The sequence below is a fragment of the Erythrobacter sp. AP23 genome (assembly GCF_001542855.1).
Taxonomy (GTDB): Bacteria; Pseudomonadota; Alphaproteobacteria; order Sphingomonadales; family Sphingomonadaceae; genus Qipengyuania.
Genome location: NZ_LNBY01000020.1, coordinates 137,079 through 156,081, shown reverse-complemented (window position 1 = coordinate 156,081; position 19,003 = coordinate 137,079). Strand labels below are relative to the sequence as shown.

Sequence of the window (19,003 nt, the reverse complement as noted above, 5' to 3'; positions counted from 1 at the left end):
CCCTGCAGCGACACATGAAGTCATTTGCGCGACGAATGCCACGATCGTGTCGGCTGCGGTTCATCTAACTCTGTCATAAGCCGCTTTCGGGGCAAGGAGATGAGAGATGAACAAACTCCGCGTTTCGATTCACAAACAGGCAGGGCAAAATGACAAGCCCTTCGCGCTGGAAGCTCTCGACATCGCCACGGCATTGACCATCGCCGATATAAATGTCGGCAGGGGCGATGCGGAAATCTGGGACGGCGAGCAACGCCTCGCCCGCCTCTCCAAACATGGCGGTGTCCACGCGACATTCTGGCGCGTGAACTGAGAAAGGTCAGCCGTCCTCGCCCTCGCCGGCAGGCTTGCTGTTGAGCTGGACGTAGTTTTCCAGTCCCATGCGCGCGATCATGTCGAATTGCGTTTCGAGGAAGTCGACATGCTCTTCCTCGCTCTCGAGGATGCGTTCGAAGATTTCGCGCGTGGTATAATCGCGCACTTCTTCGCAATAGGCGATGGCGTCCTTGAGCAGCGGGATGGCTTCCATTTCCACCGCGAGGTCGGCCTTGAGGATTTCCTCGACCGTTTCCCCGACCTTGAGCTTGTGGATCGCCTGGAAGTTGGGGAGGCCATTGAGAAACAGGATGCGCTCGGCGAGCACATCGGCATGCTTCATCTCGTCGATCGATTCGTGGCGTTCGTATTCGGCGAGCTTGGTCACGCCCCAATCGGCCAGCACGCGGTAGTGAAGCCAGTACTGGTTGATCGCGGTCAGTTCGTTGGTGAGCGCCTTGTTGAGGAACTCGATGACCTTTTGATCGCCTTTCACGGCCCTGACTCCTTGGCTGCTGAACAGGGCGCCCCTATGCGCCCTCAAGCGGCTGCTTGGCAAGGGTCAAGACGGTAAAAAATGGCGGAAATCCGCCAGTTGCGAGCGATTTGCGTTAGCGACCGCTCAGGCCGCGGCGGGGACGAAACCGAGCTCGCGCTCTTCCTGCAGGATGCCGTCGGCCTCGTCGAGGCAGGTTCCGCAGCAGGCTGGCTTGCCCAGCGCCGCGTAGCACGCCTGCGCGTCGCCCGAAACGTGGCGCGCGGCGCGGCGCAGCTCGGTTTCCCTGATGGCGTTGCAGATACAAACGTACACTCGAAAACTCCTGCGACCGATTCGCAAGTGCAGGTTTAGTGAGAGTCGTTCTCAATAGCAAGCCCCGAATGTCATCGCCTCAGCGCGAAAAGCTTTCTGTAAGTGAGGCAGCGCCAAAGCCACTCCAGCGGGCCGAATCGATAACGTTCCAGCCAGGGCTTGGACCACAGCAGCATCAACACCCAGGTGGCCAGCATGACGAGATACAGCTCGCTACGGCCCAATTCGCCGAACAATCCGCCCGCCCAGCCATGGAATACCAACAACATCACGACCGACGTGCCCAGGTAATTGGTAAAGGCTGCGCGACCTGCGGCGGCGATGCGCTCGGCCAGCCAGCCGCCGGCGCTCTGCCCCCACAGGGCCAGCAGCGCGACGAGGCCGAGGATCACGAGCCCGCGCGGCAGCATCGAATAGCCGACCATGGCCGCCAGCGTGCCGTAATAGGTCAGCCCGCCATCCTTGGCCCACAGGGCCACCGGAACCGTCAGGGCCGTACCGATCACCAGCAGCCCCCAACCCCATCTGCGCTGGCGTCCGGGATCGACGCCGCCATCGAACAGGCCATAGCGATAGGCAGCCATGCCGATCAGCATCAGTGGCAAGGTCTCGAACCAGAAGAGAAAAAGAAAAAACGGCAAATCGCCGGCGTGTGCGGAAAAATTGTGCGATACCCAGCCAGCGTAGTCTCCACTCGAGATCAGCTCCGTTTCCAGTGCCCCATCGGCGAGGTCGGCTTGTTTCTCGGTCTCCAGATCCTCGGCCATTTGCGCATAGCCAGCACGCTCTCCGAGTTCGGTATCCGCAACAGCTGGAAGCAATCCGACGAATCCGCCATAAAGCAAGACACCGCCGAGATAACCGAGCAAGCCGATGACAAGCTGCTTGCGCCGGGACAGCCCGACGAACAGCAGTGCCGCCAGTCCGGCGCACCCATAAAGAAACAGGATATCGCCGCGCCAGATGAAGAAATAGTGCAACAGGCCGAACAGGCCGAGCCAGAACAGGCGCTGCGCCTGAAGCCAGCGGCCCTGCCCGCGCGCCCAGGCTTTCTCGAGGAACAGATACATCCCCGCGCCGAACAACAGTGAGAAGAGCCCCCGCATTTTCCCGTCGATCAGGACGAATTGCGCGACCCACATCCAGTCTTCCGCCTCGCTGTGCGGGACGGTGAAGGCATCGGGATACATGTAAGCCGTCATCGGCTGCCCGAAGGCCACGATATTCGCTGCCAGGATACCCATGACGGCGAGCCCGCGGATAAAATCGAGGCTGCCAATCCGACCGGTGCCCGATGCCGCAATCGGCGCAGCGGGTTTGGTATCCTTCATATCGGGCGTGATCGTGGCTTCAGCGCTCATGCGGACCTCCCTGCGTATCGCCGCACTAGCACAGCCAGTCACATTGCCAAGTGACTTGGCCTAACGAGTCACGATGCATTCCTGGCCACTGCGCTTGAGCGAAGCGCAGGCCGCGCTGGCCTCGTCGCGCGTGGCATAGCCGCCCGCAAGCAGCTTCGTCAGCCTGCCCGCCGGAACCAGCAGGCGCGTACGTCCGGCGATCTCGGCTCGATCCTCCAGCCGGCTCCACAGCCGCTGGGCATTGCCGGCAATACCGAAGGCGCCAAGCTGGACCTTCCACGGTCCCGTCGAAGCAGCAACGCGCGTTGCCGGTGCGGGCGCAGCGCTGACGGCGGGCGGCGAATTCGAAACCGCCACCGCCGCGCGCGAAAGCGCCTCCTCCTCACGCCGCGCTACGACCGTCGGGGCAGGCGTAGGGGTAGGGATGGTGAAGTCCGCCCCCGCAGTGCTCGCAGGCGGTGCATTGCCGGATACACGCGGCGTTCCCGCAGGCCGCGCCACGGGCGGCTGCTGCGGCGCAGTGACCACGGGCCCCGCCGGCGCGTCGGTGCCCAGCGCAAGGTCGACCGCGGCAAGCTGGCGCGCGCGCGCGGCTTCGGCTTCCGATTTGAGCGATGCGGCAAGCGGCTGGGCCGCCTGACGATCCTCGAGGGAAATATATTGGTCCATCTGTGCCAGCGCGCCGCGGGCCTGCGGCAGGCCCGCCGAATTGGCCAGTGTCAGCAAGGCATAGGCCCGTCGCCAGTCCTTCTCCACGAGATCGCCATTGAAATGCGCGATGCCGAGAAGATACTGCGCCCGCGGATCGCCGCGCGTGGCGGCTGCCGCAACATAAGGCATGGCTTCCTCGCGCGCGCCGCGCTGGAACAGCAGCAATCCGTAATTGTCGGCCGCCTTGACGTGCCCCTGTGCCGCTGCCCTGGCATAAAGTGCTTCGGCCTGTTCGAGATCCGTATCGACCCCGCGCCCGAGACGATAGGCCTGCGCCATGTTGAACTGCGCGTCGGGATCGCCTTGCGCGGCAGGCCCTGCCCATTCGCGCACCGCGGTCGCGAAATCGCCGCTTGTCCAGGCATCCACCCCTGCCTTGACGTCGGCCCGCGCCGGCGACGAGACAAGGCACAGTGACGCCATCGCGCCCGCCATCCATGCCGCTTTCGCCCATAGTCGCATTGCCATTCCTTCCCGTGCAGCGGCACGCCGGAGCGCGCCGGATTGGGTGCATCCTATAGTAAATCGGTCGTTAGCAAAGTGTTGCTGCCGTTCCGGCCCGATTCACACCGTCCCGGAGCCGCCGCGGATTAACCCTAAATTAGGGGTAGTCTGCGATTGCCATGGCAAGATCGCTGCATTCGCTTGCGGCGAAGATGAAATCGACTCCGGCGCAAACCAGGGGGACCAAGTCTTGCGTGTACTGGCATTGGCATCGCAGAAGGGTGGATCGGGCAAGACCACGCTCTCGGGACATCTGGCCGTCCAGGCGCAGCGCGCCGGCGCGGGGCCGGTCGTCCTGATCGACATCGATCCGCAGGGCTCGCTCGCCGACTGGTGGAACGAGCGCGAGGACGAGTATCCCGCTTTCGCCCAGACAACCGTCGCTCGCCTCGCCTCCGACCTTGCCATACTGCGCCAGCAAGGATTCAAGCTGGCCGTCATCGATACGCCGCCCGCCATCACGATGGCGATCCAGTCGGTCATCTCGGTTGCCGAGCTAATCGTCGTCCCCACGCGCCCCAGCCCCCATGATTTGCGCGCCGTCGGCGCCACGGTCGATTTGTGCGAGAGGGCCGGAAAGCCGCTGGTGTTCGTCGTCAACGCCGCGACGCCGAAGGCCAAGATCACCTCGGAAGCCGCAGTCGCGCTGTCTCAGCATGGCACGGTCGCCCCGATCACGCTCCACCATCGCACCGATTTCGCCGCCTCGATGATCGATGGCCGCACGGTGATGGAAGTCGACCCCGAAAGCCGAAGCGCCGCCGAAGTCACCGCGCTGTGGAAATATATCGCCGACCGTTTGGAAAAGAATTTCCGTCGCACGGTCTTCGCCGCGCCCCAATCGCAATCCGCGATGCCGGGCGTCCATCGTCCCGCCGGTGGCTTCGGTCGCCGCGTGGCGCAGTAGTAGTGGAAGGGCGGAGACTGCCGAATGTCTGACGCCAATTTCGCCTCGCTTTCCTCGACCCTGCTCGCGCGCAAGGGCGGCGCGAAGCCTGCCATGCGCCCGCAGTCGGGTATCGTCGGCCCGGTCGATGGCAAGGAAGCGGCCGCCAATCTCGAGGACCTCGGCTGGAACGACATGGGCGACGACGAGCAAGGATCGCCGAAGCCGTCCGAGGAGAAAGTCGTGGCGCTCGCGCCATCCGCAGCCAACGAGACCGCTGCACCCAACCAGGTGCGCGAATCTCTGACCAAGATCCAGGCACAACTCGAAAAGCCCGCCCAGTCGAAGCCGGTGGCGCGCAAGCCCGCTGCCGCGCAGGGCAAGCGGGCAGCCTTCACGCTGCGGCTCGATCAGGAACGCCATCTTATGCTGCGCCTCGCCTGTACCGTGCGCGGGCGCAGCGCACAGCAATTGGTGACCGACGCGCTGGACGCGCTGCTCGCCGAAATGCCGGAAATCGCCAGCCTCGCTGCCCAGGTCCAGCGCGGCAAGAACTAGACTTTAACGACGTGGGATCGCCTTCAAGGGGGTAAGAATGAGCACCGAGACGAAAGCAAGGAACAAGCGGTTCGTCCAGCTCGCCGTCACCACGGCGCTGGCGACCACCGCGCTTACCGCGTGCACCGGCAAGGTCGCGCCAAGCCATGCCTATTCGGCCGAGCATGCGGAGAAGGCGCTCGCCAAGGGCAAGGCGTCTAAGGCCGTGCAGCATGCCGAAGCAGCCGTGCTCGCCAACCCGCGGGATGCCTATACGCGCACGCTGCTGGGCAATGCCTATCTGGAGGATGGGCGCTTTGCTTCTGCCGCCACGACCTTCGCCGAAGCGATCGAACTGGGCGATACCGCGCCCCGAACCGTCATCAGCTATGCACTTGCGCAGATCGCGATCGGCGACCAACCCGGCGCTCTGGGCACGCTCGCAGAGTTCGAGACCGCGCTCGATCCGGCCGATTTCGGGCTCGCCATTGCCCTTGCCGGCCACCCCGACCGGGGCGTCCATGTCCTGAGCAATGCTCTTCGCGCAGGCCAGAACACCGCGAAAGTCCGCCAGAATCTCGCTTATGCCTACGCCCTGACGGGTAATTGGCGTGCCGCGCGCGTCATGGCGGCGGAAGACGTTCCGGCCGGCGAAGTCGGAGATCGCATGGCCGAATGGGCGGCGATGATCCGTCCGGAGGCTTTCACCAGACGCGTAGCCAGCCTCCTCGGCGTCATGCCGCAAGTCGATCCGGGCCAGCCGCAGATGCTCGCCCTGTCCAACCATCCCAGCGTCGATATGCTCGCCGCGCAGGAAATCGACGAACTTGCGCCGGTCGCCGAGGCGCGGATGACCGATTTCGCACTGGCGCAGGAGCTCCCGCCCGTGGCCACTGCCCCCGCCGCAGATGACAGCGCGGATGCGGCTCTGGCCGATGCGAGCATCGCCCCGGCCACCGACAGCGTGCGTTTCGTGTCGAACGAAGTGGTCCAGGAAACCCCCGCCAAGGCACGCGAGCCGGTTGCCCCGCGCGTGGTCGGTGCGGCGACGCCAGCCAACCGCGCTCGCGGCGGCGACTACAATGTCCAGTTGGGCTCGTTCTTTTCGATGTCGGACGCCCACGAAGCCTGGAAGACATTCCGGAAGCGGTATCCCGAACTCGGCGATGCCGAGCGCGTGATCACCAAGGCGCGCGTCAACGGCAAGATCTATTACCGTGTGGCCGCAGCCGGCTACGCCAAGTCGGACGCGCAATCGATGTGTCGCTCGGTCAAGGGCAAGGGAGGCGGCTGCATCGCGTATGCCTCGTCGCGCCCGCTGCCGGGCGCCATCGACGTAGTCAGAAACGACGTACGGGTCGCAGCGCGCTAACAGGCGCACCCAACCGTACCATCGAGCGACCCCGTCCGGACGATCCGGGTGGGGTCTTTCGCTTCGCTAGGGGTTGATGCGCATCCCGCCCTTGTAGAGCATCGTAACGCGGCCCTGGGTGGGCTGGCCGTCGAACGGCGTATTGCCGGCAGTCGCTTCCATCCTGGCGCTCTGGATGACCCAGGGCTTGTCGGGATCGACGATGGCGATGTCTGCTTCGAAGCCGCTGGCGATCGCACCCGCCTCGACTCCGAGAATGCGCGCCGGGGCCGTCGCCACCAGTTCGAAGGCGCGCTGCACGTCGATCAGCTCGTCGCGCACCAGCGACAGGACCATGGCAAGCAGCGTTTCCGCTCCTGCCATGCCCGGCTGGGCATCGGAGAACGGCAAGCGCTTGTCCTCCGGCCCGCGCGGATCGTGGCCACTGGCGACGACATCGATCGTCCCATCGGCGATCGCCTCGCGTACTGCCTGCCGGTCAGGCTCGCTGCGCAGCGGCGGAGACAGTCGCGCAAAGGTGCGGAAATCGACGGTAGCGAGATCGGACAGCATGAAATGCGCCGGGGTAATACCGCAGGTCACCTTCACGCCGCGCGCTTTTGCGCTCCGGACGATGTCCAGTCCCGCCCTCGTCGTTACCTGGCGAAAGTGAATGCGCGCCCCGGCCATTTCGGCAAGCGCGATATCGCGCGTCAGCGCGATCGCCTCGGCTTGGGCCGGGGCACTCGGCAGGCCCCTGCGCGTAGCAATCTCGCCCGCGGTCGCCACCGCACCGGCAACCAGCGTCGCGTCCTCCGCATGGGCGAAGACGACAAGATCGAGCATCGCTGCATATTGCAAAAGACGCAGCATGACGCCCGAATCCGCAATCCATTGCCGCCCGGTGGCGATCCCGCGCGCACCGGCCTCGCGCATCAAGGCCAGTTCGGCGATCTCGCGCCCTTGCAAACCGCGCGATGCGGCAGCCAGCGGATGGACCCAGAAATCGGGTTTGCCGCTTTTAGCGATATAGGACACGCGACTGGGCAGGTCCAAAGGCGGCGACTGGTCGGGCATCAGTGCCGCGCGTGTGATCCCGCCGAAATGGAAAGCAGGTTTGTCGATCGCGAATACGCCGAGATCGACGAGCCCCGGGGCGACAAGGTGGCCCTTGGCATCGACGATGTCATCGCCGTCCCGCGGTTCTTGCCCCAGAGCATCGATACGCCCGTCGACCAGCCGCAATGTCGCATCGCGCGGGCCGTCGGGCGTGATCAGTCTTCCGCCGGTAATCGCCAGGGGACGCTGCTGCTTCATGCCGCTGCTCCCCAGCCCTCGACACCGCGGGCGCGGCGAGTGAGGATATCGAGTGCCACCATGCGGATCGCCACTCCCATCTCGACCTGCCTCGTAATAATGGAACGGTCGATCATGTCGGCGACTTCGCTGTCGATCTCGACTCCGCGATTCATCGGGCCGGGGTGCATGACGAGCGCATCCTCGGCCGCTCTGTTCAGTCGCTTTTTCGTGAGGCCGTAGAGGTGGTGATATTCGCGCGCCGAGGGGATGAACTGTCCGCTCATACGCTCGGTCTGCAAGCGCAGCATCATAACCACATCCGCGCCGTCGAGCGCGGCGTCGAAATCGTGGAATACCTCGGCGCCCATGGCTTCGATCCCAATAGGCATGAGCGCGGGCGGCGCACACAAACGCACGGTAGCGCCGAGCGCCTGCAGGCACAGCAGGTTGGAACGCGCGACGCGGCTGTGCAGGATGTCGCCGCAGATCACGATTTTGAGGCCGGTAAAGTCCTCGGCCGCTTGCCCGCGATCGCGCAGGGCATGACGCAGCGCCAGCGCATCGAGCAACGCCTGCGTGGGGTGCTCGTGCTGGCCGTCGCCCGCATTGAGCACCGGGCAATCCACCTTGTCCGCGATCAGCTGCGTCGCGCCGCTCGACCCGTGCCGGATGACGATCGCATCGGCGCGCATGGCGTTGAGCGTGATCGCCGTGTCGATCAGCGTCTCGCCCTTCTTCACGCTCGATTGCGCGGCGTGCATGTTCACCACGTCCGCGCCCAGCCGCTTGCCCGCGATCTCGAAACTCAGCAGCGTGCGCGTCGAATTCTCGAAGAAGGCATTGATGACCGTAAGGCCGGAAAGCAGGTTCTCATGCTTGTCGGCCTGGCGATTCAGGGCGACCCATCGCTCCGCTTCGTCGAGCAGGAAGAGAATTTCATGCCGCTCGAGCTGGCCGATGCCGATCAGGTCGCGGTGCGGGAATGCGAGCGCACCCGCCGGATAACGGGCCGCATGGGGCGAGGATTCCGTCGATGTCATTGAGGCCACGCCCTTAGTCGACCCGGATGAGGCGCTCAAGCGCTTTCCAGTGGCAATGCGGTGCTTGCTTCCCTAACTCGGGAACAACAGGAGATTTGACGCATGAAATTCGCCGGGAAAGTGTGGCGCCTGCTCGTGGGCATCAAGGATGGGCTGGTGCTCGTCTTCATGCTGCTGTTCTTTGCCGCGCTATTCGCCGTGCTGACCGCGCGGCCGAGCCCGGCGGCAGTTCGCGACGGGGCACTGCTGCTCGAACTCGACGGCATCGTAGTCGAAGAGCGTACCGAGATCGATCCCATCGAGGCCCTGCTGTCGCGGCAGACGCCGATGGGCGAATACCAGGCGCGCGACCTCGTCCACGCGCTCGACGAGGCGGCGAAGGACGAGAGAATTTCCGCGGTGGTGCTCGACCTCGATCGCTTTCTCGGCGGCGGGCAGGTCCATATGCAGGAAATCGGCGAAGCGCTCGACCGCGTACGGGCTGCCGAAAAGCCGGTACTTGCCTATGCCACCGCCTATACCGACGATGGCATGCTGCTCGCCGTGCATGCAAGCGAGGTCTGGGTCAATCCCCTGGGCGGCGCGGTCGTCACAGGCCCTGGCGGTGAGCGGCTCTATTATGCCGGCCTGCTCGAGAAGCTTCAGGTCAATGCGCGCGTCTACAAGGTCGGCGAATACAAGAGCGCGGTCGAACCCTTCAGCCGCAGCGGCATGTCCGAAGCCGCGCGCGAAAACGCCCGTGCGCTCTACGACACGCTTTGGGAGGAGTATCGCGCGAACCTGAAGAAGGCCCGGCCCGCGGCGGATATCGAGCGTGTCACCACGCAACCGGTCGAGTGGGTTGCGGCTGCTCGCGGCGATCTTGCCAGCGCCGCCTTGCAAGCCGGGCTGGTCGACAAGCTGGGCAGCCGTGCCGATTTCGAAAAGCGCGTGGTCGAGCTGGTCGGCGAGGACGATTGGAGCGAGGGCCCCAACGCCTATCCGCACACCGAATTGGCCGCCTGGCTGGAAGACAAGCCGCTTCCGACCTCGGGCAAGCCGATCGGCGTCATCACCGTGGCGGGCGAAATCGTCGATGGCGATGCCGGTCCGGGCGTCGCCGGGGGTGATCGCATTGCCGAATTGCTGGACGAAGCGCTCGACGACGACCTGGCGGGGCTGGTCGTGCGAGTCGATTCTCCCGGCGGCTCGGTTCTGGCGAGCGAGCTGATCCGAGAGGCGATCCTGCGGCACAAGGCGCGCGATATCCCGGTAGCGGTCTCGATGGCCAATGTCGCGGCAAGCGGCGGCTATTGGGTGTCCACCCCCGCCGACCGCATCTTCGCCGAGCCCGAGACTATCACTGGTTCGATCGGCATTTTCGCAGTCATTCCGACGTTCGAGCAGACAGCCGCCATGGTGGGCGTGACCAGCGATGGCGTACGCACCACGCCGCTGTCGGGCCAGCCGGATCTCGTCGGTGGCTTGACCCCGGAAACCGACGCGCTGGTACAGGCTTTCATCGAGGACGGTTACGAGGATTTCCTCGTGCGCGTCGGCGCAGCGCGCGACATGACCCGCGCACAGGTCGATGCCGTAGCGCAGGGCCGCGTCTGGGATGGTGGCACCGCCCGCCAGCTGCGCCTGGTCGACGAATATGGCGGCATGGAAGAGGCACTCGCCTGGACCGCCGGACAGGCCGGGCTGGGCACCGATTGGCACATCCAATACCTTGGCACCCAGCCGTCGACTTACGATACGCTGCTGCGCCAATGGTTGATCGGCGATGGCGAGGAAGCCGGTTCCGGCGGCGATGTCATTGCGCATATGGCACGCGGGCAGTCTGCGGTGGTCGCGCAAATCGCGTCGGATGCGGAGCGCTTGCTCGACGCGAAGGGAGCGCAGGCCTATTGCCTCGCCTGCCCTTCGCCGACGCCCTCCCGAGGGCAGATGCCCGCACCGAATGGCTGGGTGGCCCGGATCGTCGCCCTGCTGTTCGGCTAGGGCGCTTGCCACGTCGCGATTCGCACAGTAAAGGCGCGCCCTGCCCTGCGGCTGCCTTGCAAGCCGCGGCACCGGGCGGGCGCGTAGCTCAGTGGTAGAGCACACCCTTCACACGGGTGGGGTCACAGGTTCAATCCCTGTCGCGCCCACCATGATTTCAATCACTTAGCCGACATCATGGTTCGAGTATGAAAAAAGTATGAAAAACGTTAGGCGAGCCCCCCTCCAATAGGGTGGCAAGCCAACTCCTGCTGAGTCCCAGGCAACTCAACAGAGCGCTTAGCTGCAAACTCCCTCATGAACCTTCCTCGGGTTCAACGATTCTGGCGCCTCCGTTCACCATGTGTTCTTTTCGCTTTCCTACACTTGCTGCGATTCGATATGCGGGCCTACCATCCTGGGGAGGCGTTCAATCCAGCCAGGGATTGCAGAGATGTCGAATTACGCAAAAAATGCTCGGTCGGAGATTCAAAATGATGAACAAACCTTAGTCACCCACAATCGCTTAATCCGGTTACCTGAAGTAATGAATCGTGTCGGATTGAAGCGGTCCACAATTTACCAGCGGATGAGAGATGGGCGATTCCCGCGTGCGCGTTCGTTAGGATTGAAGTGTGCCGTCTGGGTTGAGGCAGAGATCGAAGACTGGATTAGATCTGTAGAGGCGATGTAATGGCGCTAGATCGCGGTGAAGTCAGTCTTCCCATTTTGAAAGTCTGATTGCGCAAAAGCAGCGTCGTCAATCCTTGTCTGAGCTCGAAGTTTTAACAGTTACGAGTAGAGCCTTTGGCCGCGTGGTACCGCTACCCAACCTTTTACCACTCGGGTCCGGAGTTTCCGCAATCCCAGATCCAGTGGGCTGGTGTCACCCGCTGAGCTTGTAAGTATGACTATGGGAGCATTCCAGAACGCGCGGTGCGGTCGCTCTCGTTGTAATGAATACGCCAAGCCTCAAACTCTTCGCAAACATCTTGCAGCAACAGGAATCAGTGTAATTTCAGGGCGCCACTGCGCAAGTAACGCCCGATTGTCTCAAGTGTGGTGACAAGGTCGGGATTCCTGTTGAACTCACCGGCGGGGGGCCGACCCTCGGCGAACCAGGCTGCGCGGGCATTGGCGAAATCGAACGGGGCCTCTGCTATTGCGCTCTCGAACCGGCGCAGGTTGGTCTCGACATAGGAATCGATCACCGGCGCGACAGGGTGTCCATCGCAGGCATAGTTTACCGTCGGGACGAGCACATCCGACATCGAAAATTTGTCGAACCGCTCGTGCATGGGGCGCCAAGCATCAACCGTGCCGGGGACGGTCACCGGTAGCCCGCCGAGAGCCAGAATGCTGTCGCCATCGCCGATCTCGGCCTTGAGCTGCTCGGGAGTCTACCCAATCAGCGATAACCCCGAGCCGTGGATTCCGTATAGCTGACCGCTCTTCGGATCAGAAATGATTGTAAAGAAGTCGCTGCCGATCCCCGTTGCCGGTCGCTCCTTCAGTCCGAAGGCGACATATGCGGCAATAGCAGCGTCTACCTCCTTGCCTCCACTCTTGAGGAGGTCGAGCGCGACCTGCATGGCAAGTCGATGGGCGGTCGCCGCCATACCATTGGTCGCGTGCATTGGGCTTCGCGATCAAGAAGCTCCAACAGGCCGCCCTCCCGCTTGAATTTGAGCGCGACCATCTTGCGCGTTAGAATTGGCACCAACCGGTGAGACCAGAATTGCCGATGTCAAGAACACGAAAGCAATAGCAAAGGCCATACAAAGCCCCATTTTCTGTGACGCCCTGCGCTTGGGAAGGTCGGATATGTGTTGGCCCAACTTTGCTCCGCCGTCCCGCCACGCCATAGCTGTGCTATCTTCACGTGATCGAGCAGCCTAATATGACTGGCGGAGTAATGGCGCCTTTGCTGCTTCGAAACTAGCTCCGCAACCTCGCTTCGTCACATGGCGACATGATGGCTTTCATGGACGCTCCTGATCTCAGCGCAGCTGGCCGGGACTTGTTTGACATTCGATTCTCACAAACTGCAGCGATAAGTCCGTCCTCCGTTGACGAATTGCGGCGCGCTAATCAAACCGCGCAGGCAACAAGTGAAAGCCGATCAACGGCGACTACACCCGGCCCACCACAAGATTTGCGCCGTTTACGCCACTACTTTGGGGGGACGCAAGAAACAGCACACATTCTGCTACTTCCGAGGGTGTAACCCAATTGTCGCGGTCCGCGCCAGGAATCTCTGCGCGGTTCGTGGGTGTATCGATGATCGTCGGAGAAACCATATTGATCCGCACTCCGCGGTGGGAAACTTCCTCACTCAACGCCTCAGAGAACCGTGCCAAGGCAGACTTAGAGGAGGTGTATGGAGCCATGCCTGCAGCGGCCCTCATCGACGCAGCCGCACCAATGTTCACAATTGCGGCGCGGTCAGAGATGTAAGGAAGTAATGCTAGACTAGAATTCATTGCAGTAAAAAAATTTATACGCATCATGTCGATCCAGTCCACCTGTTCCGAACCTTCGATCGTCTTCCAAGCGAAGCCGCCAGCAATGTTAGCCAACGCAGAAACCTTACCGCCTAAACTTCTCACCTTTTCTTTTAGAAGTGACATATCGTCGAGGTTCAGAAGGTCGATCTCGCCGATATATTCGTCTCTACTGAAAGTGGACGTCGATGAGGGTGCCTTATCGATACCCAGAACTTTAATGCCTCGGCCTTTCGCGAGGTTCATCACCGACTGACCGACCGCGCCACTTGCTCCCGTAACAACTAACATTAGATCAGGCTCCTTCCACACTGACACGGCGGCAATTAATTGCCTTATCGATTTTTTTGGCTAGCCTGAGATCGAGTTCAGTCAAACCGCTTGCATCATGGGTGGTCAGGCTAAGATCAACCCTATTGTAAACATTAGCCCACTCCGGATGGTGATTGATTTTTTCTGCCTCAATTGCAATCTCGGTCATAAATCCCCATGCCTTCGCAAAATCTTCGAACCGCAATTTTGTGTGAATTTTCCTTTTGTCTTCGGATAGCTGCCAACCAGCATTCAAAAGCAAGATCTCGTCGAGCTGTGCTGAACTTAATTCTGGCATGTGGGTTATTCTCCTGAACATATTTCGCAGCCAATATCGCTTGAATACGGCTTGTTGTTTGTAAATGAAGTTTGATACGTAACTATCGGCGACCCCGAAGGCCGCTCAGGACGATCGAAACGATTTTGGCTGCCGATATGACACGCGAAGTTCGGCTCGCTCCCCTATGTTAGCCGAACAGGTTCCTCGTATCCTTGTCACAACATGGCACTGCTCTCTTCTTCTGGATCCAGCCACTCAAGGAGGCTGGCGAGGCAATCGCGCGCCAGCTGCTTGCAACGCTCGGGTGACCAAGGCTGCTTTGGCTCAGGATCAGCGGGATTATCCTTAAAAGGCATTTCAAGCGTCATCGCGACAGCTCCGTATCTTTCAGCCACCTGGTTCCCGCTGATTTTTAGATTGGCTTCACCTCGCTTGGCTTTGGCGTAGCCCTGCTCGGTCTGGAAGTCCGGCGTTCGGCGATCGAGAATCCTTTCGAATCTGTAGAAACCTTCGCCTTGTTCGTCGCTCCAGTGCGGAATGCCTTCGAACCCGGCGATGAATGCCACCGGTATCGCTTCGTCGCCGTGCACATCGATGGCGAAATGGACGCCAGTCTCGTCCATCCGGTTCCGGATGGCGAGGACCTCCGGACTTCTCTCCAGAGAGGGTTCGGCCCATTCGCGGTTTAGATTGATCCCTGCCGCATTGACACGCAAATTCCCACGACGCGATCCGTCGGGATTGCAGTTTGGCACGATAAAGAACCGGCACCGCTTCCGGAGCAATCGCCCAACGCTGTCTGCGGGATTGGTCAGCACTTCAAGTGCGCCTTCCATCCACCATTCTGCCTGCGTTTCCCCTGGATGCTGGCGCGCATAGAGCCACACGTTGAAATCGCCTTGGCCCATTTCGAGGCAGTCGATTGGCTGTCCGTCGAGCGTCGTACCGAGACAGCGATAATCTACGTCTTCGCTGACAGCAGCCTGGGCGACGAGATCGTGGTGCCGTTCCATCGAATAGGGTACGAAATAGGCAAACCACACCAAGTCACTAGCGGGAGTGTGGCGGATGGTGAGCGTGCCGCCATCCTCCTCCTTGCTGTAGCTGGAAGAGGCACGCAGCCAAGAATGCCGGTCTTCAGACACGCAGGCATCATAGCCGGGCCAGCCTCCGGGGTATGCGCTGGTCTCCAGATCGGTGATCTTCAACACCAGTTCGCGACCTGCGGCGCCGGCCACGCGGAAGTGAAACCACTGCTTGAACTCGCTCTTGGTATCGAGCGGGATTGCCAGCATCGCACTGGCGCCGGAAATCGACAATACTTCGATTTTGCCGCTGTCGAAGTCAGCATCGATTCGGATATCGCTCACTTGTAAACCCTTTTTTAAGTCACATTGTCGGTTGGATGTCGGTGTTTTGGCATCGTGCGCGAGGAAACGTGTGGAGGTGAAGATTTCGCTCGCGCTCTTTCGCGACGGTTAGGATTGAGGCCTAGGTGTGGGGGCAGACCTCGCTGAGGGATTGCACCAGGCGATAGATGTTCTGTTCAGTCAATCCGGCGAGGCTGATGCGACCAGATGGCGCTATATAGACAGCGTGATCATCCCTGAGAGACAAGATCTGCGCGCTCGAGAGCTCGAGCATGGCGAACATCCCATGGCCATTGGCGAGTGCGCCCAGTCCGATATTCGGGACCTGTTCGTCGGCCTTGGACAGAAGATATCTCATGCGTTGGAGGCGTTCTCGCATCGCCTCCAGCTCTTCCTTCCATTCTCGTCGCAGTTGCTCATCTTCCAGGACGATGCGCGCGGCGGCTGCCCCGTGATCGGGAGGCATCGACCAGCAAGCCCGCGCAAGTTCGTTGAGGTTGGAAAGGCATTTGGCTCGAGAGCCCTCGGCTTGAACAACAGCGAAGAGCGCCCCCACTCGATCGCGATAGAGCCCGAAGTTCTTGTCACAACTGTAAGCAACAAGCAGTTCCGGCATTCGAGCGGCAAGGATCCTGACCCCCTGCGCATCGTCTTCAAGACCGGAGCCAAGTCCCTGATAGGCAAAGTCGACGATCGGGAGAACGCCGTTTTCCAGCAGGGCGGAGGCGATCTCTTCCCACCGTTTGGTGGTGTAATCAATGCCGGTGGGATTATGGCAACAGGCATGCAAGATTACCGCGTCTCCAGGACTTGCATCTTCGATCGTCTGCAAGAGAGCGGCGAAATCGGCTTGTCCGCTTGCAGGATCCGCATGAACGAAGCCATTCACCGAAAGCCCGATATCATCAAATATCTGCGCGTGGTTGGGCCAGCTTGGCAGGCCCAGATGAATCCGCGTAACTCCGGCCCGCGCAACCAACGCGGCGGCCATGCGTACGGCGCCCGTGCCGCCCGGGGTCTGGAGCCTGAGCGTTTTCTCATGGATTTCTTGATCGGCACCGAAAACTATTGGCAAGAGCGCCTCTGCAAAACCCGCGTCGCCCTCGGGCCCCAGATACGACTTGCTCTCCTGGTTCTCCAAAAGGAACCGTTCGGCTTTTTTGATCGCGCTGAACACCGGGGTTTTTCCTTCGGCAGTGCGATAGACGCCGACACCCAAGTCGATCTTCTCAGACCGCGTATCATTCGCGTAGAGTTTGATCAGGCCCAGAAGCTTATCTGGTTCCTTATCTTCGAGATGCTCGAACACGCATATCTCCTTAGCTTTCGGTGCCTCTGGTCGCTGCGCGATTGTCGATTCAGATGGGCGCCCCGGGCGGAATTTGTGGCGGGCGATTGAGCCTGAGAAACTCTGCGCGACGGTCCTGATCACGGATTACCTCGGCCAGCATTTGCGCCCAATGACCGCCTCCGCGGCGTGACTCGAGTTCGCGCGCGGCTCTTTGGAGCCATTCTTCGGCAAGAATCCTTGCCGAAGGCGATGCTTTGGGATCGTGGGCTAGAGCCATCACATCGGCGATGGTCCTGCTCGCGATGCGCTGGGCGACCAGACTCTGCGAACCGCGCATCGCAACATCGTGCAATCCGTCGAAGAGTTGATCCACCAAGGGGGCCGATGAGTCGGCGTTCGCCTGGACCAACATCCGATCAAGTCGGCTCGGTTCGAGCAGTAGCCTCAAGACGATTTCTGCACCGATCTCGCTCGCCACAAAAGGATCGAATATGCTGGGCCCTGCGGTGGGCATGATCTCGACGTCGAACTGCCGGTTTGGAGAGCCATTTCTGCCAGCGGACAGGGCGGGAATCAGCGAGGCCGGAACGGTCAGAAAGTCGGGTTCCAGAGCCGACAGCAGGTTCTGAAGCGCCAGGCGCTGGCTCGACTCGTCAATCGCGGTCGTACCGTGGCCATAGCTTCCGGCAACCGAATACGAATAGTCATAGCCGCCGATAAGCTTGGCAGCGGCTTCGGCCTGATAGCGATGAAAGAGCCACAAAGGCACGAATCTGCGCCGCAACTCTGCGACCTCGCGCCCAAGCGCGATATTTGTTTGGCCAAACCGCGACAGGGCGCGCGCGCGCAGAGCATAAATGCGCTCCAATTCGGCGACGGGATCCGAACCGTCGTCCCACATGGCTCCAAAGGCATTGCCTGAAGATGGGGCACGGGCTTCGCCATCCTGTACGTATCGTATTCCCGACGCTGCTGCAGCCTGAGCCTTTCTTTCCGCGTCGCTGCCAGGTTGGGCACCATAGAGCCAGTCGATCGACATGAGGTCCCACGCCCCCAGTCCCACGCCGTAAGCATCACTGAGATCGAACTTGCCATCTACGAACCGAATGCGCGGTGCAGGATAGTCCATGACTGACGCTCGCCTGAAGCGGCTTGCAGCAAAGTTGTGGGCCAGGCCCAGAGTATGGCCGATTTCGTGCGCGGCAAGCTGCCTCAGTCTGGCCAACGCCGCTTGCGCAGGGTCGTTGCTCCCCCCACCGCCCGTAGCCCCGGCACCGACGAAGGCTTCCAACAAGAGAGTGTCTTGTCTCAACCGCAGTGAACCCAGAACAACCACGCCTCTCAGAATTTCGCCCGTCCGCGGGTCGACGACCGTTTGTCCATAGGACCAACCACGCGTCGCGCGATCGACCCAGGTGATTACGTTGTATCGGCCATCAGAGGGATCGACGCCTTCCGGAAGCAATTCTACCCGGAATGCATCGATAAAACCGGCCTTGTCGAACGCCTCCGTCCACCAGGAAGCGCCTTCGATTATCGCCGTGCGCATGGCATCGGGGGCATTGCGATCGACATAGAAAACGATCGGATTTTCGACCCTCGATCTGGGTGCATTGGGATCGGTCCGGACAAGGCGAAATCTGTTTGCTACGTCCTGCACGACATCGTCGCCCAGAGGCGCGCCGAAATCATAGGTCTGGGTAGAAAAGCCGCCAATCCTCGGATCGAATGGGCGTATCTCATAACCCGCATCGGGTAGGAGGGTGAAGCTATGGCGGATTCGGAATGAGGTGGAACTTGGATAGGGCGCAATGTTCCCGACCTCTGCGCCCGGTGTCTTCGAGGTGAATGTCTGGACCGCATCCAGTTCAATATTCTTGGGGAAACTCTGCAACGAGGCGGGATCGAACGCGCTGGCCTTGGCGTCAATCGAGAAGTCCGAGCCCGCACCCTGACCACCACTACCGGTGCCCAATGGATCTTCAGACTGGTTGAGCGACGCAACAATTCCGAGCAGATCGAGCGATGAGAGCCCATCCAGTTCTACGACGAGCGAACCATCTGCCTTCGTCTCGATCACTTCCAGCATGGCGATGATCGACGATGCAAAGTCCCTGCTTGTCGCGCCGCTCGCATCGCGAAAGCGGGGATTAGCATACTCGAGAGCCACCTTCTTGCCCAGCTGTCGAAATAAGAGCAATTGGGACGGGCTCAGCCGCCCGCGATCGAGAAGCGTTGGAGCAGACCCAAGCCCCGAACGCAGGACCATCGTGTGGATGACCTGGGCCGAAACGCCATCTGCGCCCGGCGGGGGGAGGGTTAGAATAAGCCTACCGTTTGCGAGATCACGTTGAATGGCGATCGGCATCGAGGACGAGACGGCGTCGGCAACGGGCGCAGCTTCCCGTGCAGCGGCCTGATCGATCATGAACTGCGGGCTTAACGCACTCGCCAGCAATATTGCGACAA

The 19,003-nt window shown here is 61.4% G+C and carries 17 protein-coding genes, 1 tRNA gene and 1 pseudogene; 7 read left to right on the top strand and 12 right to left on the bottom strand.

The window, feature by feature from the left end; all coding sequences use genetic code 11:
* Positions 1–106: 106 nt before the first annotated feature.
* Positions 107–313 (top strand): hypothetical protein, encoded by a 207-nt coding sequence (locus tag ASS64_RS15995; RefSeq protein WP_067696713.1) that lies wholly within the window; start codon positions 107–109, stop codon positions 311–313.
* A gap of 6 nt (positions 314–319) precedes the next feature.
* Here the strand turns inward: ASS64_RS15995 and bfr are convergent, their stop codons facing one another.
* The 4 genes from bfr to ASS64_RS15975 all read right to left on the bottom strand — a co-directional run bounded on the left by bfr (position 320) and on the right by ASS64_RS15975 (position 3,660).
* The gene (gene bfr / locus ASS64_RS15990; protein ID WP_067696711.1) at positions 320–811 is read right to left on the bottom strand and encodes a bacterioferritin; all 492 of its coding nucleotides are present in this window, start codon (positions 809–811) and stop codon (positions 320–322) included.
* A gap of 126 nt (positions 812–937) precedes the next feature.
* A complete protein-coding gene (locus ASS64_RS15985) occupies positions 938–1,126 on the bottom strand; it encodes a bacterioferritin-associated ferredoxin (RefSeq protein ID WP_067696708.1) in 189 nt (62 codons plus the stop codon).
* A 71-nt stretch (positions 1,127–1,197) separates the two neighbouring features.
* Complete coding sequence (locus tag ASS64_RS15980) at positions 1,198–2,487, bottom strand: DUF418 domain-containing protein (protein ID WP_067696705.1); 1,290 nt, start codon at positions 2,485–2,487, stop codon at positions 1,198–1,200.
* 60 nt (positions 2,488–2,547) lie between these two features.
* Complete coding sequence (locus ASS64_RS15975) at positions 2,548–3,660, bottom strand: SPOR domain-containing protein (protein WP_234002423.1); 1,113 nt, start codon at positions 3,658–3,660, stop codon at positions 2,548–2,550.
* 232 nt (positions 3,661–3,892) lie between these two features.
* Here ASS64_RS15975 and ASS64_RS15970 point away from each other — a divergent pair, with 232 nt between their 5' ends.
* From ASS64_RS15970 to ASS64_RS15960, 3 genes are read left to right on the top strand one after another with little or no spacing between them, the layout of a single operon-like run.
* A complete protein-coding gene (locus tag ASS64_RS15970; protein WP_067696699.1) occupies positions 3,893–4,609 on the top strand; it encodes a ParA family protein in 717 nt (238 codons plus the stop codon).
* Between the two features lie 24 nt (positions 4,610–4,633).
* Complete coding sequence (locus ASS64_RS15965) at positions 4,634–5,146, top strand: hypothetical protein (RefSeq protein WP_067696696.1); 513 nt, start codon at positions 4,634–4,636, stop codon at positions 5,144–5,146.
* Positions 5,147–5,183: 37 nt separating this feature from the next.
* Positions 5,184–6,497: an SPOR domain-containing protein gene (locus tag ASS64_RS15960; RefSeq protein ID WP_067696695.1), complete on the top strand. Its 1,314-nt coding sequence runs from the start codon at positions 5,184–5,186 to the stop codon at positions 6,495–6,497.
* A 66-nt stretch (positions 6,498–6,563) separates the two neighbouring features.
* Here the strand turns inward: ASS64_RS15960 and ASS64_RS15955 are convergent, their stop codons facing one another.
* Entirely contained in the window at positions 6,564–7,793 is a 1,230-nt protein-coding gene (locus ASS64_RS15955) for a dihydroorotase family protein (RefSeq protein WP_067696693.1), read from the bottom strand.
* Positions 7,790–8,815, bottom strand: coding sequence for an aspartate carbamoyltransferase catalytic subunit (locus ASS64_RS15950; RefSeq protein WP_067696692.1), 1,026 nt, complete (start codon positions 8,813–8,815; stop codon positions 7,790–7,792). The genes ASS64_RS15955 and ASS64_RS15950 overlap by 4 nt, the downstream gene beginning before the upstream one ends.
* A gap of 102 nt (positions 8,816–8,917) precedes the next feature.
* Here ASS64_RS15950 and sppA point away from each other — a divergent pair, with 102 nt between their 5' ends.
* From sppA to ASS64_RS16555, 3 genes are all read left to right on the top strand, one after another.
* Positions 8,918–10,798, top strand: a complete 1,881-nt coding sequence (sppA, locus tag ASS64_RS15945; RefSeq protein WP_067696689.1) for a signal peptide peptidase SppA — start codon at positions 8,918–8,920, stop codon at positions 10,796–10,798.
* A gap of 77 nt (positions 10,799–10,875) precedes the next feature.
* Positions 10,876–10,950 (top strand) — tRNA-Val (locus tag ASS64_RS15940).
* 281 nt (positions 10,951–11,231) lie between these two features.
* On the top strand, positions 11,232–11,471 hold the full coding sequence (locus ASS64_RS16555) for an AlpA family transcriptional regulator (protein WP_083508429.1): 240 nt from the start codon (positions 11,232–11,234) through the stop codon (positions 11,469–11,471).
* A 313-nt stretch (positions 11,472–11,784) separates the two neighbouring features.
* Here ASS64_RS16555 and ASS64_RS17025 read toward each other — a convergent pair.
* The 6 genes and pseudogenes from ASS64_RS17025 to ASS64_RS15905 form a co-directional block, all read right to left on the bottom strand.
* Positions 11,785–12,369, bottom strand: a pseudogene (locus ASS64_RS17025) (gamma-glutamyltransferase).
* Positions 12,370–12,909: 540 nt separating this feature from the next.
* The gene (locus tag ASS64_RS15925; protein WP_067696681.1) at positions 12,910–13,572 is read right to left on the bottom strand and encodes an SDR family oxidoreductase; all 663 of its coding nucleotides are present in this window, start codon (positions 13,570–13,572) and stop codon (positions 12,910–12,912) included.
* Positions 13,573–13,576: 4 nt separating this feature from the next.
* Positions 13,577–13,891, bottom strand: coding sequence for a 4a-hydroxytetrahydrobiopterin dehydratase (locus ASS64_RS15920; RefSeq protein ID WP_067696854.1), 315 nt, complete (start codon positions 13,889–13,891; stop codon positions 13,577–13,579).
* Between the two features lie 197 nt (positions 13,892–14,088).
* The gene (locus ASS64_RS15915) at positions 14,089–15,243 is read right to left on the bottom strand and encodes a M14-type cytosolic carboxypeptidase (RefSeq protein WP_067696678.1); all 1,155 of its coding nucleotides are present in this window, start codon (positions 15,241–15,243) and stop codon (positions 14,089–14,091) included.
* A 121-nt stretch (positions 15,244–15,364) separates the two neighbouring features.
* Positions 15,365–16,552 carry an aromatic amino acid transaminase gene (locus tag ASS64_RS15910; protein ID WP_067696675.1) on the bottom strand — a complete coding sequence of 396 codons (1,188 nt, stop codon included), beginning with the start codon at positions 16,550–16,552 and terminating at the stop codon, positions 15,365–15,367.
* A gap of 49 nt (positions 16,553–16,601) precedes the next feature.
* Positions 16,602–18,962, bottom strand: a complete 2,361-nt coding sequence (locus ASS64_RS15905; RefSeq protein WP_067696672.1) for a zinc-dependent metalloprotease — start codon at positions 18,960–18,962, stop codon at positions 16,602–16,604.
* Between the last annotated feature and the right edge of the window lie 41 nt (positions 18,963–19,003).